The sequence below is a fragment of the Klebsiella sp. A52 genome (assembly GCF_018388785.1).
Lineage (GTDB): Bacteria > Pseudomonadota > Gammaproteobacteria > Enterobacterales > Enterobacteriaceae > Klebsiella > Klebsiella aerogenes.
Genome location: NZ_CP074437.1, coordinates 1756223 through 1773416 on the forward strand (window position 1 = coordinate 1756223; position 17194 = coordinate 1773416).

At 57.0% G+C, this 17194-nt stretch carries 17 protein-coding genes; 13 read left to right on the forward strand and 4 right to left on the reverse strand.

Annotated elements, in window-relative coordinates; translation table 11 throughout:
• The first annotated feature begins 52 nt into the window (after positions 1-52).
• The 12 genes from pilM to trpS all read left to right on the forward strand — a co-directional run bounded on the left by pilM (position 53) and on the right by trpS (position 10014).
• A complete protein-coding gene (gene pilM / locus KGA69_RS08140; RefSeq protein WP_213292990.1) occupies positions 53-838 on the forward strand; it encodes a pilus assembly protein PilM in 786 nt (261 codons plus the stop codon).
• A gap of 2 nt (positions 839-840) precedes the next feature.
• Complete coding sequence (locus KGA69_RS08145) at positions 841-1380, forward strand: PilN domain-containing protein (RefSeq protein ID WP_213292992.1); 540 nt, start codon at positions 841-843, stop codon at positions 1378-1380.
• Positions 1364-1801 carry a HofO family protein gene (locus KGA69_RS08150; protein ID WP_213292994.1) on the forward strand — a complete coding sequence of 146 codons (438 nt, stop codon included), beginning with the start codon at positions 1364-1366 and terminating at the stop codon, positions 1799-1801. Before KGA69_RS08145 ends, KGA69_RS08150 begins: the two co-directional genes overlap by 17 nt.
• Complete coding sequence (locus KGA69_RS08155) at positions 1791-2192, forward strand: HofP DNA utilization family protein (protein WP_045394855.1); 402 nt, start codon at positions 1791-1793, stop codon at positions 2190-2192. The genes KGA69_RS08150 and KGA69_RS08155 overlap by 11 nt, the downstream gene beginning before the upstream one ends.
• A complete protein-coding gene (gene hofQ / locus KGA69_RS08160) occupies positions 2104-3345 on the forward strand; it encodes a DNA uptake porin HofQ (protein ID WP_213292996.1) in 1242 nt (413 codons plus the stop codon). Before KGA69_RS08155 ends, hofQ begins: the two co-directional genes overlap by 89 nt.
• A gap of 269 nt (positions 3346-3614) precedes the next feature.
• On the forward strand, positions 3615-4136 hold the full coding sequence (aroK, locus tag KGA69_RS08165) for a shikimate kinase AroK (protein ID WP_002920267.1): 522 nt from the start codon (positions 3615-3617) through the stop codon (positions 4134-4136).
• 53 nt (positions 4137-4189) lie between these two features.
• On the forward strand, positions 4190-5284 hold the full coding sequence (gene aroB / locus KGA69_RS08170; RefSeq protein WP_045394859.1) for a 3-dehydroquinate synthase: 1095 nt from the start codon (positions 4190-4192) through the stop codon (positions 5282-5284).
• 84 nt (positions 5285-5368) lie between these two features.
• Positions 5369-6661, forward strand: coding sequence for a cell division protein DamX (gene damX, locus KGA69_RS08175; RefSeq protein ID WP_213292998.1), 1293 nt, complete (start codon positions 5369-5371; stop codon positions 6659-6661).
• Between the two features lie 79 nt (positions 6662-6740).
• Complete coding sequence (dam, locus tag KGA69_RS08180) at positions 6741-7568, forward strand: adenine-specific DNA-methyltransferase (protein ID WP_045394863.1); 828 nt, start codon at positions 6741-6743, stop codon at positions 7566-7568.
• Between the two features lie 17 nt (positions 7569-7585).
• A complete protein-coding gene (gene rpe, locus KGA69_RS08185) occupies positions 7586-8263 on the forward strand; it encodes a ribulose-phosphate 3-epimerase (RefSeq protein WP_015369389.1) in 678 nt (225 codons plus the stop codon).
• Positions 8256-9017: a phosphoglycolate phosphatase gene (gph, locus tag KGA69_RS08190; protein WP_049060880.1), complete on the forward strand. Its 762-nt coding sequence runs from the start codon at positions 8256-8258 to the stop codon at positions 9015-9017. Before rpe ends, gph begins: the two co-directional genes overlap by 8 nt.
• Positions 9010-10014, forward strand: coding sequence for a tryptophan--tRNA ligase (trpS, locus tag KGA69_RS08195; RefSeq protein ID WP_045394867.1), 1005 nt, complete (start codon positions 9010-9012; stop codon positions 10012-10014). Before gph ends, trpS begins: the two co-directional genes overlap by 8 nt.
• Before the next feature lie 68 nt (positions 10015-10082).
• Here the strand turns inward: trpS and cysG are convergent, their stop codons facing one another.
• From cysG to nirB, 3 genes are all read right to left on the reverse strand, one after another.
• A complete protein-coding gene (cysG, locus tag KGA69_RS08200) occupies positions 10083-11456 on the reverse strand; it encodes a siroheme synthase CysG (RefSeq protein ID WP_213293000.1) in 1374 nt (457 codons plus the stop codon).
• A gap of 152 nt (positions 11457-11608) precedes the next feature.
• Positions 11609-11935, reverse strand: coding sequence for a nitrite reductase small subunit NirD (gene nirD, locus KGA69_RS08205; RefSeq protein WP_015369393.1), 327 nt, complete (start codon positions 11933-11935; stop codon positions 11609-11611).
• Positions 11932-14475, reverse strand: a complete 2544-nt coding sequence (gene nirB, locus KGA69_RS08210) for a nitrite reductase large subunit NirB (RefSeq protein ID WP_015369394.1) — start codon at positions 14473-14475, stop codon at positions 11932-11934. The genes nirD and nirB overlap by 4 nt, the downstream gene beginning before the upstream one ends.
• Before the next feature lie 215 nt (positions 14476-14690).
• Between nirB and KGA69_RS08215 the strand changes: the two genes are divergently transcribed.
• On the forward strand, positions 14691-16013 hold the full coding sequence (locus KGA69_RS08215) for a cytosine deaminase (protein WP_045394871.1): 1323 nt from the start codon (positions 14691-14693) through the stop codon (positions 16011-16013).
• Here the strand turns inward: KGA69_RS08215 and tsgA are convergent.
• Entirely contained in the window at positions 16010-17188 is a 1179-nt protein-coding gene (gene tsgA / locus KGA69_RS08220; protein ID WP_015369396.1) for an MFS transporter TsgA, read from the reverse strand. The two genes, KGA69_RS08215 and tsgA, sit on opposite strands and share 4 nt — an antisense overlap.
• Between the last annotated feature and the right edge of the window lie 6 nt (positions 17189-17194).

The window sequence follows — 17194 nt, forward strand, 5'->3', positions numbered from 1 at the left end:
GGTATATCCAGGCTGCTCCTTGAATCGCAATCGCGGATAAGGAGATCTAAGCATGACTTTCAGAAATTGGCGTATAGGAATTCACATTCAACAGGATAGCGTCGTCATAGTGGCACTATTGTACGAACGTGGACGCTGGGCGTTACGTCGCTGGTGGCGAATTCCGCTGCCGCCCGGCCTGGTGGCGCAGGGCAGCATCGTTGACATCAATGAGGCGGTGAAGCGGTTACGTGATTGGCGCCGCGAGCTGCCGTTACAGCATCAGGTGTGCATTGCGCTTCCTGCCAGCCGTACGCTGCAAAAGCAGTTGCCGGCGCCACAGGTGTCGCTGCGGGAAAACGAAAGAGCAATGTGGATAGCGGGTACGATGGCGCGTCAGCTGGAAATGCCTGCCTCTTCGCTGTGTATCGATTACACCGCCCGCGCGGCTAACGATGGCTGGCAGGCGACGGCGGCTCAGCGTTTGGATATCGACGCGCTGCGTCAACTGGCTCGGCGGCTGAAGCTGCGCCTGGCGGCGATCGTGCCGGATGCGGCTGCTCTCACTTCTTTTTTTCCCTGGCTTACTGACGCGACTCAGGGATTGGTCTGGCAGGGGGACGCGCAATGGTTATGGGCGACCCAGGAGCGCTGGGGCTATTGTCCATGCGCTGAAGCCCCCTCTTTCTCGCACTTAACCTCGCGCCTCAACGATGAACAGTTCCAGCTCTGTAGCAGCCTGCCGTTGGCGGAAAATAGCTTTGATTGCTGGAGCGTGATCCACCGCCTGCAGCCGCCGCTTCCCGCCTGCGGCGATCGCTTTGCTATCGCGCTTGGTTTGGCGCTGGGAGGTAAATAACCATGGCGCAGCCGATTAATCTTCTGCCGTGGCGCGAGACGCGACGGCGGCAACGCTTGCGTCTGGGCGGGCTGCTGGCGGTAGCGATGGCGTTAAGCATCGCCGCCCTGACGATAGCGACGCGCGCGTTGCGTCAGATGGACGCGGCGCAGCAGGCGATGCATACCCAGGCCGACAATCTGCTTTATTCCACGCTGTTGCAACGCGAGCGGGAGATGCGCGAAGAAATAAAGCGCGGTGAGCGACAGGCACGGCAAGCGCAGCGGCGAGCCGAAATGCAGGCCTGGCAGACACGATTGCTCACGTTAGCGTCGCTGTTGCCGGAGCCGCTGTGGTTAACCAGACTGGACTACCAACCGCAGGGCATCACCCTCAGCGGCCTGGCGCTGAACCTCAAGGCGGTGGTGGCGCTGGAAAAGGCGCTTGGCAAGCTGGAGGGGTTTCAACCGGCGATGGCAGGAGGAACGCATCGCGATACACAGGGACGCTGGTCATTTAGCTTTTTTCTACCTGGAGACACTGCCGATGCGGACAGCGATTGAACGCCTGCAGGCGCTGCGCGGATGGCCGTTAGCGTTACTCTGCGCCACAGTTTTGGCCGCGGCAATGTATCTGGCGTTTTCGCTTGCTGCTGTCAGCGTTTCACCGCCCGCGAATGTGCCGCTACAGACGCAATGGCGGCGAGTAATGCCGCTGCGGGCCACGCTGCAGCAGCGCGTGGTTGATGATTGGACGGCCCGGCGTTTTTCACCGCTGGAGCCACCCGTGGCCGGTATCTTGTTACAGGCCTGGCAACCGCGAGGGCGAGGCGGTGAGATGCTGGCGGCGGTTAACTGGCAGTCGGTGCCGCCGCTGTTCGCCTGGCTTGCCGATTGCGGGGTACACGCAAGCGCTTTTTCACTAAATGATGAAAAAGGGGTGCTACAGATGTCGTTGCAACTGGAGCGCGACGATGAAATATAAAGGATACATGCTGCTGCTGGTTTGCCCGCTGCTGGCAGGAGCGCGCGATCCTTTTTTACCGGTCGAGGACCACTGCCAGACCGCGCAGCTGACGCAGTGGCGTTACGGCGGCGGGGTTGGCCGCCCGGCCCAGTGGCTGGGTCTTGTTCAGGATCATACCGGTCAGTGGCGGCGTGTACGAATTAACGACGTTTTGCCTGGCGGCTGGCGAATTCGACAGCTAACGGCAGAAACATTAACTCTGGAGGCCAATACCGGGTGTGAACCCGCACGCTGGGTCTGGTCACGTAAGGAAAGCCAACATGATGCGAAGGATAAGCCTGCTACTTCTGCTGCTGCCGCTGCTGGCCGCGGCGGCGAAAAAAGAACCGCCGGTATCGCTGGTGATTGATGATGTACCGGTGGCCCAGGTACTGCAAAGCCTGGCGGAAATGCAACATCTTAATTTAATCGTGGCGCCGGAGGTCAGCGGCACGCTGTCGCTCCACTTAAATAGCGTCCCCTGGCAACAGGCGCTCCAGTCGGTTCTCGATAGCGCTGGACTGACAATGGCCCGTCAGGGCACGGTGTTGTACATCCACACGCTGGCGTGGCAGCAAGCGAAACGGACGCAGCAGGAAGCCGAGCAGGCTAAACGCTGGCAGAATCTGCCATTACGTAACCACAGTATCCCGCTTCGCTATGCCGACGCAGACGAACTGGCGAAATCCGGGGGCAAGCTGTTGAGCGCCCGCGGCACGATGACCGTCGATCGGCGAACTAATCGTCTGTTAATCCGCGACGACGATCGGCATCTGCCGGCGCTGAAGGCGTGGGCTGAAGAGATGGATCTGCCGGTCGGGCAGGTGGAGCTGGCGGCGCACATTGTGTCAATGAGCGCGACCAGCCTGCGTGAGCTTGGCGTGAAGTGGAGCCTGGCGGAGGCCAGCAGCACGCCGGGGATGGGGAAAATGACCAACCTGAGCAGTAATCTGGCGGTATCAGACGCGACCACCCGCGGCGGGTTTAATATCGGCCGGATTAACGGGCGGCTACTGGAGCTTGAGCTTTCCGCGCTGGAGCAAAAGCAGCAGGTGGACATCATCGCCAGTCCGCGCCTGCTGGCGTCGCATATGCAACCCGCTAGTATCAAACAGGGCAGCGAGATCCCCTATCAGGTCTCCAGCGGAGAAAGCGGCGCCACCTCGGTTGAGTTTAAAGAGGCGGTCCTGGGTATGGAGGTGACGCCGACGGTGCTACAGCAGGATCGCGTGCGCCTGAAGCTGCGCATTAGCGAAAATACGCCAGGCCAGGTACTGCAGCAGGAAAACGGCGAAGCGCTGGCAATTGATAAGCAAGAGATTGAAACCTTAGTCGAGGTGAAAAGCGGCGAGACCCTGGCGCTGGGCGGTATTTTTTCGCAGAAGAATAAGTGGGCGCGCGACAGCGTGCCGTTGCTTGGCGAAATCCCCTTACTCGGGCAGCTGTTTCGCCATGATGGTAAAGATAATGAACGACGTGAACTGGTTGTCTTCATCACGCCGCGTATTCTGGCAGTACATTAAGCGGGTTTTTCATGCTAAACACGTTTCAGGTGTTTGACGCGGGGACGGATTTAGCATACAAGGGGTACCGATTTGAGAGTCGGGTACGACATCAATCCTCCCTTTATGTCCGGTGATTTTATTCTGTTGCCAAACCAGCCGGAGTATTGAGATAATTTTTAGTCTGACTCTCGCTCTATTGCATATGAGGTTTCAGTTCATGTCCTGCTGCGCTGGGTGTCTGCGAAGCGGGTTTATCATTAACGAATAGTCTTAGTAGTACCGAAAAAATGGCAGAGAAACGCAATATCTTTCTGGTTGGGCCTATGGGTGCCGGCAAAAGCACTATTGGGCGCCAGTTAGCCCAACAGCTCAACATGGAATTTTACGATTCTGATCAAGAGATTGAGAAACGCACTGGCGCAGACGTCGGCTGGGTCTTCGATGTCGAAGGCGAAGAAGGCTTCCGCGATCGTGAAGAAAAAATCATCAATGAGTTGACGGAAAAACAGGGAATCGTACTCGCCACTGGCGGCGGCTCAGTAAAATCCCGTGAAACGCGTAACCGTCTCTCCGCCCGCGGCGTGGTGGTCTACCTGGAAACAACGATCGAAAAACAACTTGCTCGTACGCAGCGCGATAAAAAGCGTCCTTTATTACAAGTAGATGCGCCGCCACGTGAAGTTCTTGAAGCGTTGGCAGATGAGCGTAATCCGCTGTATGAAGAGATTGCCGATGTGACTATCCGCACCGACGATCAAAGCGCGAAAGTCGTTGCAAACCAGATTATTCATATGCTGGAAAGCAACTGATTCTGGCTTAATAAAGTGCGTCAGAGTAAAGCAACTGAGGTGGACGTCGCGTTATGGAGAAGCTGACTGTAACTCTCGGGGAACGTAGTTACCCGATTACCATCGCGGCTGGTTTGTTTAACGATCCAGCTTCTTTTCTGCCACTGAAATCAGGCGACCAGGTTATGCTGGTCACCAATGAAACGCTGGCGCCGCTTTATCTTGATACCGTTCGCTCCGTACTGGAGCAAGCGGGTGTCAATGTCGACAGCGTGATCCTGCCGGATGGCGAGCAGTATAAAAGCCTGGCGGTGATGGATACGGTATTTACCGCGCTGTTGCAAAAACCACATGGCCGCGACACCACACTCGTGGCGCTCGGCGGCGGCGTGGTTGGCGATTTAACCGGTTTTGCCGCGGCGAGCTATCAGCGCGGCGTACGTTTTATTCAAGTTCCCACCACGCTGCTTTCGCAGGTGGACTCTTCGGTTGGCGGCAAAACGGCCGTAAACCATCCCCTCGGTAAAAATATGATTGGCGCCTTCTGGCAGCCGGTTTCCGTGGTCGTCGACCTTAATTGTCTCAAAACATTGCCGAAGCGCGAGCTCTCCTCCGGCCTGGCTGAGGTCATTAAGTACGGCATTATTCTCGACGGCGAGTTCTTCTGCTGGCTTGAAGACAACATCAATGCGCTGATGGCGCTGGATGAATCAGCGATGGCGTACTGTATTCGCCGTTGTTGTGAGTTAAAAGCCGAAGTTGTCGCTGCCGACGAGCGCGAAACCGGGTTACGTGCTTTACTGAATCTGGGACATACATTTGGTCATGCTATCGAAGCTGAAATGGGCTACGGTAACTGGCTACATGGCGAAGCTGTGGCGGCAGGAATGGTCATGGCGGCGCATACGTCCGAGCGTTTAGGGCAGTTTAGCGCGCAGGATACGCAGCGTATGATTGCGCTGTTGCAACGTGCAGGGTTGCCGGTACGCGGGCCGCAGGAAATGTCTGCAGAAGCGTACTTGCCTCACATGATGCGTGATAAAAAGGTACTGGCAGGCGAAATGCGCCTGGTATTGCCGCTCGCTATAGGAAAGAGCGAGGTCCGCGGCGGAGTGTCGCACGATGTAGTTCTTGGCGCGATTGCTGATACTCAGCAGGCGCAACAATAAGAAGGTCTAGCCGCGTCCGCGCGGCGTTATCATTTCGGGCAACATGCAATAATCGTGAGCATAAGCCTTTTAGTGGGGTGTTAAATGGATGATTTCAAACCAGAAGACGATATGAAAGCCGATCGCAACGATCGTCGTACTGGTCGTTCCCGTCAGTCTTCCGAGCGTGACGCCGATCCGCAGATCAATTTCGACGATCTCGATCTCGAGGCTGATGAAAGCCGTCCGACGCGCGCGAACAAAGCCCGTCGTGAACGCGATGAAGAAGAGTATGAAGAGGACCTTGAGTCCGAAGAAGAAGCAGAAGAAGAGCAGCAGGTTGAACGCCGTCCGCGTAAACGCAAAAAGGCTCCTGCTAAACCGGCTTCCCGCCAGTATGTCATGATGGGCGTCGGGGTGCTGGTACTCCTGCTGCTGATTGTCGGCGTGGGTTCGGCGCTGAAATCGCCATCTTCTTCCAATGAATCCGCTTCTGGTGAGAAGAGCGTTAACCTGTCAGGCGATCAAAGCATGACCGCTGACCAGAACAACAATGCCGCGCAGCCGGTCGATCAAACTGCGGGCAACACCAACCAGCAACAGCCGCAGGACGTTTCTCTGCCGCCGATCGCCTCTAATCCGACTCAGGGTCAACCCGCCTCTGAGCCGCAGGGCCAGCAGCGTGTGGAAGTTCAGGGCGACCTGAACAACGCACTGACTCAGCAGCAGGGTCAACTGGATAGCGCCGTTGCTAACTCCACCTTACCGACCGAACCTGCGACCGTTGCGCCAATGCGTAATGGCGCCGCGCCGCGTCAAACGACCGAACGCCAGACGGCTGCCGCGCCGCGTCCTGTCGAGCGTAAACAGGTGGTGATTGAACCGAAACCGCAAAGCAAGCCGCAGGCTACCGCCAAAGCGCCGGTTGAAACCAAACCTAAGCGCGTAGAGAGCGCGCCGGCGGCTACCGCCAGCAAGCCTGTCGCCACTGCGCAGACTAAACCGGCTGCGACAACCGCGCCAACGGCTACCGCGACTGCGCCTGCCGCAACGACCTCCACCCCGGCGGCCACTGCGCCTGCGGCGACCGCAGCGGCTGGTAGCAAAACGGCTGGCGATGTTGGTTCGATGAAGTCTGCGCCGTCAGGTAACTATACGTTGCAGCTCAGCAGCTCCTCTAACTACAACAACCTGAACAACTGGGCTAAGAAAGAGAAGCTGGAAAAATATGTTGTCTATGAGACGACTCGCAACGGTCAACCGTGGTATGTGCTGGTCAGCGGCATCTACGCTTCGAAAGATGAAGCGAAACGTGCCGTCGCCACGCTCCCTGCGGATGTTCAGGCGAAAAATCCATGGGCAAAACCGCTGCATCAGGTACAAGCTGACCTGAAGTAATGCCGCGAGTAGTCTTAAGCGCAGGATGCTGTCGGAGCGATTTCTCCACAGCCGGAGAAAGTGTAATTAGTTAGGCAGCATGAAAAAGAATCGCGCTTTTCTGAAGTGGGCAGGGGGGAAATACCCCCTGCTTGACGATATTAAAAAGCATTTGCCGGAAGGTGAATGCTTAATTGAGCCCTTTGTGGGCGCCGGGTCGGTATTCCTGAATACCGACTTTTCTCGTTATATCCTCGCGGATATCAATAGCGATCTGATCGGTCTGTATAACATCGTCAAATTGCGCACTGACGAATACGTCAGCGCCGCACGCGAGATGTTTACGCCGGAAAACAACGCCGCGGAGCGCTACTACCAGTACCGTGATGAATTCAACCAGAGTCAGGATCCCCTGCGTCGCGCGGTGCTGTTCCTGTATCTGAATCGCCATGGCTACAACGGATTGTGCCGCTACAACCTGCGCGGCGAGTTCAACGTGCCGTTTGGCCGCTACAAAAAGCCCTATTTCCCCGAGGCTGAGCTCTATCACTTCGCCGCCAAGGCGCAGAACGCCGAGTTTTACTGCGAATCTTATGAAGAGTGCATGAAGCGAGCCGATAGCCGGGCGGTGGTCTATTGCGACCCGCCGTACGCGCCGCTGACGGCGACGGCGAATTTTACCGCCTACCACACCAACAGTTTCAACCTTGATCAGCAGGTAATGCTGGCGAAAAAGGCGGAATCGTTGATGAAAAAGCGGATCCCGGTGCTTATCTCAAACCACCGCACGCCGCTGACGCAGGAGTGGTATAAAAACGCGGCGGAAACGCATATTGTGAAGGTTCGGCGCAGCATCAGCAGCAACGGTGGTACGCGTAAAAAGGTGGACGAGCTCTTAGCGCTGTACCGTCCGCCGAAGACCAAATAAATTTCAAGGAGATGCGGATGAAGCAGTATTTGATTGCCCCTTCGATTCTGTCGGCTGATTTTGCCCGTTTGGGCGAGGATACCGCTAAGGCACTGGCGGCGGGCGCGGATGTCGTACACTTCGACGTCATGGACAACCACTACGTGCCGAATCTGACGATTGGCCCGATGGTGCTGAAGTCGCTGCGCAACTACGGCATTACCGCGCCGATCGATGTGCACCTGATGGTAAAGCCGGTCGACCGCATCATTCCTGATTTTGCCGAAGCCGGCGCCAGCATTATCACTTTCCACCCGGAAGCCTCTGAACACGTCGACCGCAGCCTGCAGCTTATCAAAGAGCACGGCTGTAAAGCGGGGCTGGTATTCAACCCGGCAACGCCGCTGAGCTATCTCGATTACGTTATGGATAAGCTGGATGTGATCCTGCTGATGTCGGTTAACCCAGGCTTTGGCGGCCAGTCCTTTATTCCGCACACTCTTGAAAAACTGCGTCAGGTGCGTCAGCTTATCGATCAATCCGGCTACGACATTCGCCTTGAAGTCGATGGTGGCGTGAAAGCCAGCAACATTGGTGAAATTGCCGCGGCCGGTGCGGATATGTTTGTCGCCGGTTCGGCGATCTTCGGCCAGCCGGACTACAAAAAAGTTATTGATCAAATGCGCAGTGAATTAGCGAAGGTTAGTCATGGATAAATTACAGGCCGTCCGCGGCGTGGCATTTGACCTGGACGGTACGCTGGTCGATAGCGCGCCGGGTTTAACCGCTGCCGTTGATAGCGCGCTTTACGCGCTGGAACTGCCGGTGGCAGGTGAAGAGCGCGTCGTGACCTGGATTGGCAACGGCGCAGACGTCCTGATGGAGCGGGCGCTGAATTGGGCTCGCCAGGAGCGTGCCACGTTACGCGCGGCGATGGGGAAACCTTCCGTCGACGATCATGATATACCGCAAGACGAACAGCTACGCGTTTTGCGTAAACTGTTCGACCGCTATTACGCCGAAGCGGCGGAAGAAGGCAGTTTCTTGTTCCCGGCAGTGGCCGATACGCTCGGCGCGCTGCACGCAAAAGGCCTGCCGCTGGCGCTGGTTACCAACAAACCGACACCGTTCGTGGCGCCCTTGCTCGAGGCCCTCGATATCGCGAAATACTTTAGCGTGGTGATCGGCGGCGACGATGTGAAGAATAAAAAGCCGCATCCGGATCCGCTGCTGCTGGTGGCGCAAAAGCTCTCTCTGACGCCAGCCGAACTCCTGTTCGTCGGGGATTCGCGCAACGATATTCAGGCGGCGAAAGCGGCGGGCTGTTGCTCTATCGGTCTGACTTACGGCTACAACTACGGCGAGCCGATTGCGTTGAGCGAGCCGGATTTTATCTTTGACCAATTTAATGAACTCTTGCCCGCTCTTGGGCTACCGTACAGTGAAACTCAGGAATTAAAAAATGACTAAGCCCATCGTTTTTAGTGGCGCACAGCCCTCAGGTGAATTGACCATTGGCAACTATATGGGTGCGCTGCGTCAATGGGTAAACATGCAGGATGACTATCACTGTATTTACTGCATCGTTGACCAGCACGCAATCACCGTGCGTCAGGATCCGCAGAACCTGCGTAAAGCGACGCTGGATACGCTGGCGCTGTACCTGGCCTGTGGTATCGATCCGCAAAAGAGCACCATTTTCGTCCAGTCTCACGTGCCGGAACACGCCCAGCTGGGCTGGGCGCTGAACTGCTACACCTATTTCGGCGAGCTGAGCCGCATGACCCAGTTTAAAGACAAGTCCGCGCGCTACGCCGAGAACATCAACGCCGGTCTGTTTGACTACCCGGTACTGATGGCCGCTGATATTCTGCTGTACCAGACCAACCAGGTACCGGTAGGCGAAGATCAGAAACAGCATCTTGAGCTGAGCCGCGACGTCGCGCAGCGCTTTAACGCTATCTATGGCGATATCTTTAAAGTGCCGGAGCCGTTTATTCCTAAGTCCGGCGCGCGCGTGATGTCCCTGCTGGAGCCGACCAAGAAGATGTCCAAGTCCGATGACAACCGCAACAACGTCATTGGTCTGCTGGAAGACCCGAAATCGGTAGTTAAGAAGATTAAACGCGCGGTGACCGACTCCGACGAGCCGCCGGTTGTCCGTTACGATGTGCAAAACAAAGCGGGCGTTTCCAACCTGCTGGATATCCTCTCCGCCGTGACCGGCCAGAGCATTCCGGAACTGGAACAGCACTTTGAAGGTAAAATGTACGGCCACCTGAAAGGCGAAGTCGCCGAAGCGGTTTCCGGTATGCTGACCGAGCTGCAGGAGCGCTATCACCGTTTCCGCAACGACGAAGCGTTCCTTAATCAGGTGATGAAAGAGGGGGCGGAAAAAGCCAGCGCGCACGCTTCTAAGACCCTGAAAGCGGTATATGACGCGATTGGCTTTGTCGCTAAGCCGTAACAAGGCTCGCTGAAGGTAAAAAAACCGGGATAATCCCGGTTTTTTTGTGTCTGTTAGAGCGCATTAGCTTAATGGTGAGAAAACCAGTTCAGCTTGTCGCGTAGCGCCACCACGCGGCCCACGATAATCAACGCCGGGCTGGCCATCTGCTGCGCCAGAATATCCAACCGATCCAGAGTGCCGGCGACAACCTTCTGGTTGACCGCGGTGCCGTTCTCGACGATGGCGGCCGGCATATCCGCCGCCATGCCGTGGGCGATCAGCTTTTCACGGATCGCCGGCGCCTGGTTTAGCCCCATATAGAACACCAGCGTCTGTTTTTCCGCCGCCAGGTTTTGCCAGTCGAGATCGCTACCGGTTTTCATATGGCCGGTAATTAGACGTACGCCCTGGGCGAAATCACGGTGGGTAAGCGGAATACCTGAGTAGGCTGAGCAGCCGGATGCGGCGGTGATCCCCGGCACCACCGAGAACGGAATACCTGCCGCGCAGAGAGTCTCCAGCTCTTCGCCGCCGCGGCCAAAAATAAACGGATCGCCGCCTTTCAGGCGCACGACACGCTTGCCGCTTTGCGCTTCGCGCAGCAGGATTTGGTTAATTTCCTCCTGCGGCACGCAGTGATAGCCTGCGCGTTTGCCGACAAATACCCGATCGGCGTCGCGGCGCACCAGATTCATAATATCGTCGGAGACCAGCCGGTCGTAGACCACCACATCGGCCTGCTGGATCTGCTGCAGCCCTTTGAGGGTGAGCAGACCGGCATCGCCCGGACCGGCGCCAACCAGCACCACTTCGCCGCGATGTTCCAGTGGTTCATTCAGTAACCGTTCCGTGGTATCGGCGACGGCCTGACGATCATCGTTCGCCAGCGATTGGGCGAGGCCATCGTTAACAAATAGCTTTTCCCAGAAGCGGCGGCGTTCGCCGACGGTAGCGAACTGCTTTTTCACCCTTGAGCGCAGCTGCCCGGCATAGCGGGCGATTTGTCCGAGATGCAGCGGCAGCAGCGATTCGAGCTTTTCACGCAGCAGGCGCGCCAACACCGGCGAGGTACCACCGGAAGACACGGCGACCATCAGCGGCGAGCGGTCGATAATTGACGGCATGATAAAGCTAGCCTGACGGGGCGCATCCACCACGTTACAGAAAATACGCCGTGATTCGGCTGCCTCGCTGACCTGCTGATTAACGACATCATCGTCGGTGGCGGCGATCGCCAGCCAGCAGTTATCGAGCAGCGCAGGATTGAAATCGCCCTGCGCCAGCGTCAGCATCTGCGCCTCGGCCCACACCTGAAACTGCGGAGTAAACTGGCGTGAGTTCACCGTTAACCGGGCGCCGGCGTCGAGCAAAAGACGCGCCTTGCGTTCAGCGACATCGCCGCCGCCGACCAGCAAGCAGTCGCGATCGCGTAGTTGGCAAAAAATAGGTAAGTGGTCCACGGCAGATCCTCACGGCAAGGGGGGAAAGGGAGTGCGGTCGTAGCATAGCAGCAGAGGGAATCACGGAGATATGAATTTTGCCGCCTCTACTTAGTAGTGGTTATAAGCCGATGATATGGTTCCCCCCGCGGCGCGGAGGGAACCATGCGGCATCAGGCTTTCAGCTGCACTTTGCCATCTTTAACACGGGCTTCGTAATGGGCGATGGAGTGGCTCTCATCTTCCATGCACAACCCGTCGCTGAGGCGGAAGCGCTGCTTTTTCAGCGGGCTGGCAACCCACAGCGCGCCGTCATGCTCAGCGATGATCCCGCGGGACAGCACGCTGGCATTGAAGAACGGATCGATATTGCTGATGGCGAACACTCTGTCGTCATGGTACGGACGGAAGATAGCCACCTGCTGTTGCCCCAGCAGCGCGCAGACGCCGGTCGCCGGCAGGATGTCGTCAATTTTGCAGATGTTTACCCACTGGCTCATACGTTTTCCTCCACCAGCGTGACCGGGATGCGCTCATAGGGCGTGGCCGGGCGATGCTGGTCACGTTCCGGCACCACCTGAACGTTCGGGTCGCGCTGGTCGCTGTTGATAAAGTGTTTGAAGCGCGTCTGCGCCGCCGGGTTATTGACGGTCTCGGTCCATTCGCAGGCGAAAGCGGCGCGCAGGCGAGCCAGCTCTTCTTCAAGGTGATCGTTCAGGCCCAGCTTATCGTCGATGATGACGCTGCGCAGATAGTCGATGCCGCCTTCCATGTTGTCCAGCCACGGCGCGGTACGGGTCAGCTTATCGGCGGTGCGGATGTAGAACATCATAAAGCGGTCGAGATATTTGATGAGCGTATCGCGATCGAGGTCCGCGGCCAGCAGATCGGCGTGGCGTGGTTTCATCCCGCCGTTACCGCACACGTACAGGTTCCAGCCTTTCTCGGTGGCGATGATCCCAACGTCTTTACCCTGGGCTTCCGCGCATTCACGGGTGCAGCCGGAGACGCCGAACTTCATTTTGTGCGGGGTACGGATGCCTTTGTAGCGGTTTTCCAGTTCTACGCCGAAGCCGACGCTATCGCCGACGCCGTAGCGGCACCAGGTACTGCCGACGCAGGTTTTCGCCATACGTAGCGCTTTGGCGTACGCATGGCCGGTTTCGAAGCCGGCTTCAATCAGCTGACGCCAGATCTCCGGCAGGTCATCTTTTTGCGCGCCGAACAGGCCGATACGCTGGGAGCCGGTGATTTTGGTATACAGATTAAATTCGCGCGCGATGCGACCGACGGCAACCAGGCCTTCTGGCGTGATTTCGCCGCCTGCGGAGCGCGGGATCACCGAGTAGGTGCCATCTTTCTGGATATTGGCGAGGAAGTTATCGTTGGTGTCCTGCAGCGGCGTGTGCTGTGGTTTGAGGATGTACTCATTCCAGCAGGAGGCCAGCAGGGAACCGACGGTCGGCTTACAGACTTCACAGCCGTAGCCCTGACCGTGTTTTTCCAGCAGCTCGTCGAAGGTTTTGATGCCTTCCACGCGGATCAGGTGGAACAGTTCCTGGCGAGAGTAGGCGAAGTGCTCGCACAGATTGTTGTTCACTTCGATACCCTGTTTCGCCAGCTCGGCGTTGAGCACCTGCGTCACCAGCGGAATACAGCCGCCGCAGCCGGTTCCGGCTTTGGTTTCCGCTTTCAGCGCCGCTACGGTGTGACAGCCTTTATTGATAGCGGCGATCAGGTCGCCTTTGCTGACGTCGAAGCAGGAACAAATTTGCGCGCTGTCCGGCAGTTTATCCACGCCGATAGACGGCTTGCCGCTGCCGGCGTGGGCCGGGAGGATCAGCGAATCCGGGTTTTCCGGTAATTCGATGGCGTTCAGCACCAGCTGCAGCAGGTTGCCGTAATCGCTGGTGTCGCCGACCAGTACCGCGCCGAGCAGGGTTTTGTTATCTTCGCTGACGATGAGCCGTTTGTAGACTTCTTTGCTTTCGTCGAGATAGACGTAGCTACGCGCGCCCGGCGTGCGCCCGTGGGCGTCGCCGATACCGCCAACGTCAACGCCGAGCAGTTTCAGCTTGGCGCTGAGGTCGGCGCCGGTGAACAGATTGTCGTTGCCGAGGATATGGTCAACCGTCACCTGCGCCATTTTGTAGCCCGGGGCGACAAGACCATACACGCGGTTATTCCAGCTGGCGCATTCGCCGATAGCGTAGATATCCGGGTCGGAGGTCTGGCAGCTATCGTTGACCATGATGCCGCCGCGCTGGGCGACGGCGAGACCGCATTGAGTAGCCAGCTTGTCGCGCGGACGGATACCGGTAGAGAAGACGATGAAATCGACCTGCAGTTCGCTACCGTCGGCGAAGCGCATCGTTTTGCGCGCCTCGGTGCCCTGCTGAACGATCTCTTTGGTGTTTTTGCTGGTGTGAACCTTCACACCCATGCTTTCGATCTTACGCTTCAGCTGCTCGCCGCCCATCTGATCGAGCTGCTCGGCCATCAGCATCGGCGCAAACTCGATCACGTGGGTTTCCACCCCGAGATTTTTCAGCGCGCCGGCTGCTTCCAGACCGAGCAGACCGCCGCCGACCACCGCGCCGCGTTTGCTGCGACGGGCGCAGGATTCGATGGCGTTAAGATCTTCAATAGTACGATAGACGAAGCAATCCTGGGTTTCCGCGCCTTTAATCGGCGGGATCCACGGGTATGAGCCAGTCGCCATAATCAGCTTGTCGTAGAAAACGGTACGGCCAGCGCTGGAGTGGATAACCTTTTCCTGGCGGTTGATGGTAATCGCGCGTTCGCCGACCAGCACCTTGACGCCGTGTTTCTCATAGAAACCTTCGCGTACCAGCGACAGCTCTTCCGCAGTGTGATGGGAGAAGTAAGACGACAGGTGGACACGGTCATAGGCGATACGCGGCTCTTCACAGAACACGGTAATGTCGAATTGTCCGGCAGGCGCCTTATCAAGAAGCTCTTCGATAAAGCGATGGCCGACCATGCCGTTACCGATAATAGCGATTCTGACTTTGCTCATTTTTGCCTCGATTTCTTTTCTATTACCGCCTACCTTAACGATTCAGCTACTACACTCATTGATACAAATCAATTTAGAACTTACCTACCACTTAATGAGTATATTCATGATTTATAATGATTTTTATAAGTTATGGAAAAATCAGGCTTTTCCGTTCTGTTCTTTTTATGTACAAAGGCAGCGGAAGAAATGAGCAATATTCAGGGGAGCAAACTATGTCGACAACGCCGCTGTGGTTAATTCAGAACGTCCATCTGCCAAAGAGGGAAGGGTTGTGGCAGATTGCGATTGATAAAGGGCGATTCGGCGACATTACGCCGATGGGAGAGGCACGCAGCGAGAGCTACGAAGTGCTTAACGCCCGCGGCGGATTGGCCATCCCGCCGTTTATCGAACCGCACATTCATCTCGATACCACGCAAACGGCGGGAGAACCAAACTGGAACCAGTCCGGGACGCTGTTCGAGGGGATTGAGCGTTGGGCCGAGCGTAAAGCGCTGCTAAGCCATGAGGATGTGAAAGCCCGCGCGTGGAAAACCCTGCGCTGGCAAATCGCTAACGGCATCCAGTTTGTTCGCACCCATGTCGATGTTTCTGACCCATCGTTGACCGCGCTGAAAGCGATGCTGGAAGTCAAACAAGAGGTAGCGCCGTGGGTCGATTTGCAGATAGTCGCCTTCCCCCAGGAAGGGATTTTATCCTACCCCAATGGTGAGAGTTTGCTGGAGGAGGCATTACAGCTGGGCGCCGATGTGGTCGGGGCGATCCCGCATTTCGAATTTACTCGTGAATACGGAGTGGAATCGCTGCATATCGCCTTCCGTTTGGCGCAGAAATACCAGCGTCCGCTGGATATCCACTGCGATGAAATTGACGATGAACAGTCACGCTTTGTCGAAACGGTCGCCGCGCTGGCATTAAAAGAGGGAATCGGCCCCCGGGTGACCGCGAGTCATACGACCGCGATGCACTCCTACAATGGCGCTTATACCTCGCGGCTGTTCCGCCTGTTAAAACTCTCGGGCATTAACTTCGTCGCCAACCCGCTGGTCAATATTCATCTGCAGGGGCGCTTTGATGACTACCCGAAGCGGCGCGGCGTGACGCGGGTCAAGGAGCTGATGGCGGCCGGCATTAATGTTTGTTTTGGCCACGATGATGTGTTCGACCCATGGTATCCGTTGGGAACCGGCAACATGCTACAGGTGCTGCATATGGGGCTGCACGTTTGCCAACTGATGGGCTATCAGCAGATTAACGACAGTCTACAGCTGATTACCCACAACAGCGCCAGAACCTTTGGGCTCAATGATTACGGCATCGCTACCGGCAATCCGGCTAATCTGGTGATCTTGCCTGCTGAAAACGGTTTTGAAGCCGTACGCTGCCAGGTGCCGGTACGTTGGTCAATTCGTCAGGGAAGGGTCATTGCGACTACGCAGCTGGCGCAGACGTGGATACAGACCGATAAAGGCGGCGAGGAGCTGTTTTTTACCAAAAATAGCCCCTTTGCCGAAGCAAAGGGGCCTAAGGCTTAGTGCGCCGACGCGTTCTGACGGTGGCGGGAAACGAAGCCAAGGAGCAGACACATCACGAATACCACGGCATAGAGGCCGTTCGCGGTGTGCAGCGCGGCCAGCGGGCCGCTGGCCGCGACGATCGGCCCGGTCACCACGAAGGTCAGCATGGTGCCGATGGTGCCGCAGGTCAGAATGAAGTTCACCAGCTTCGGTGAAGCGACTTTGGTCTGCTGCGAGCCCAGGGTAATGATCGAGGTATAGATAGCGCTGGAGAAGAAGCCAAGGGTCAGGATGAACCACGGCATATGCTCCGGCGAACCGTTAATGAACAGATACATCAGGACTGTCGCCAGACCCGCCAGCACGGTCAGGATGCGCTGCAGGTCGAAGAAGCGCAGGATGAAGCTGAACGACCACATGCCGATCATATAGGACATCCAGAAATCGCTGACCAGCTTACCGGCGTCGCCGAGGCTCATGCCGAGGCCTTTGGCATACTCTGGTACCCAGGAGATAAAGCCCAACTGGCCGAGGATGTAGCATAGCGCGGCGATGGAAAGGAACAGCACGCCGATGCCCCATTTCTCTTTCACTACCGGCTGGCTGTTTTCCGCCAGCGCTTTATTGCCAAGCACCGGGAACTCACAGCCGAAAGTCAGCACGAAAATAGCGACGTAGACCAGGCCGATACAGGCGTAAACCCAGTACCACTCGATGCTGCGCGCCAGCAGAACGGCGGCGACCATCGGGAAGATCATCCCTGCCATGCTGAAGAAGGAGTCCGTGAACAGCAGACGCGCGCCGCGCTGGCGGCCTTCATACATGTGGGTAATCAGGAAAGTCCCGATCGACATGGTGATCCCGCTGACCAGACCGAGCACGAACATCGACGCGGAGAACAGCGTCAGGCTGTGGCCGAACATCAGCCCGGCGATGGCTAACAGCATCAGGATAAAGCCAAAGCGCAGCTGGGTTTTCAGCGGCACGATCTCCATCAGCCAGGCATTGAGGAAGATAGAAATCAGAATACCGGCATTGAGGAAGGTAAAGGTGTTACTCATACTGGACACCGGCAGATGGAAATAATCTGCGATGTTCCCCATCACCATCCCGGTGACGATCACCAACGCGCCGGTCAGGGCGTAGGAGAAAAAGCTGATCCATGTGAGCTTGATACGATTGCTGTTAGTCATGACAGG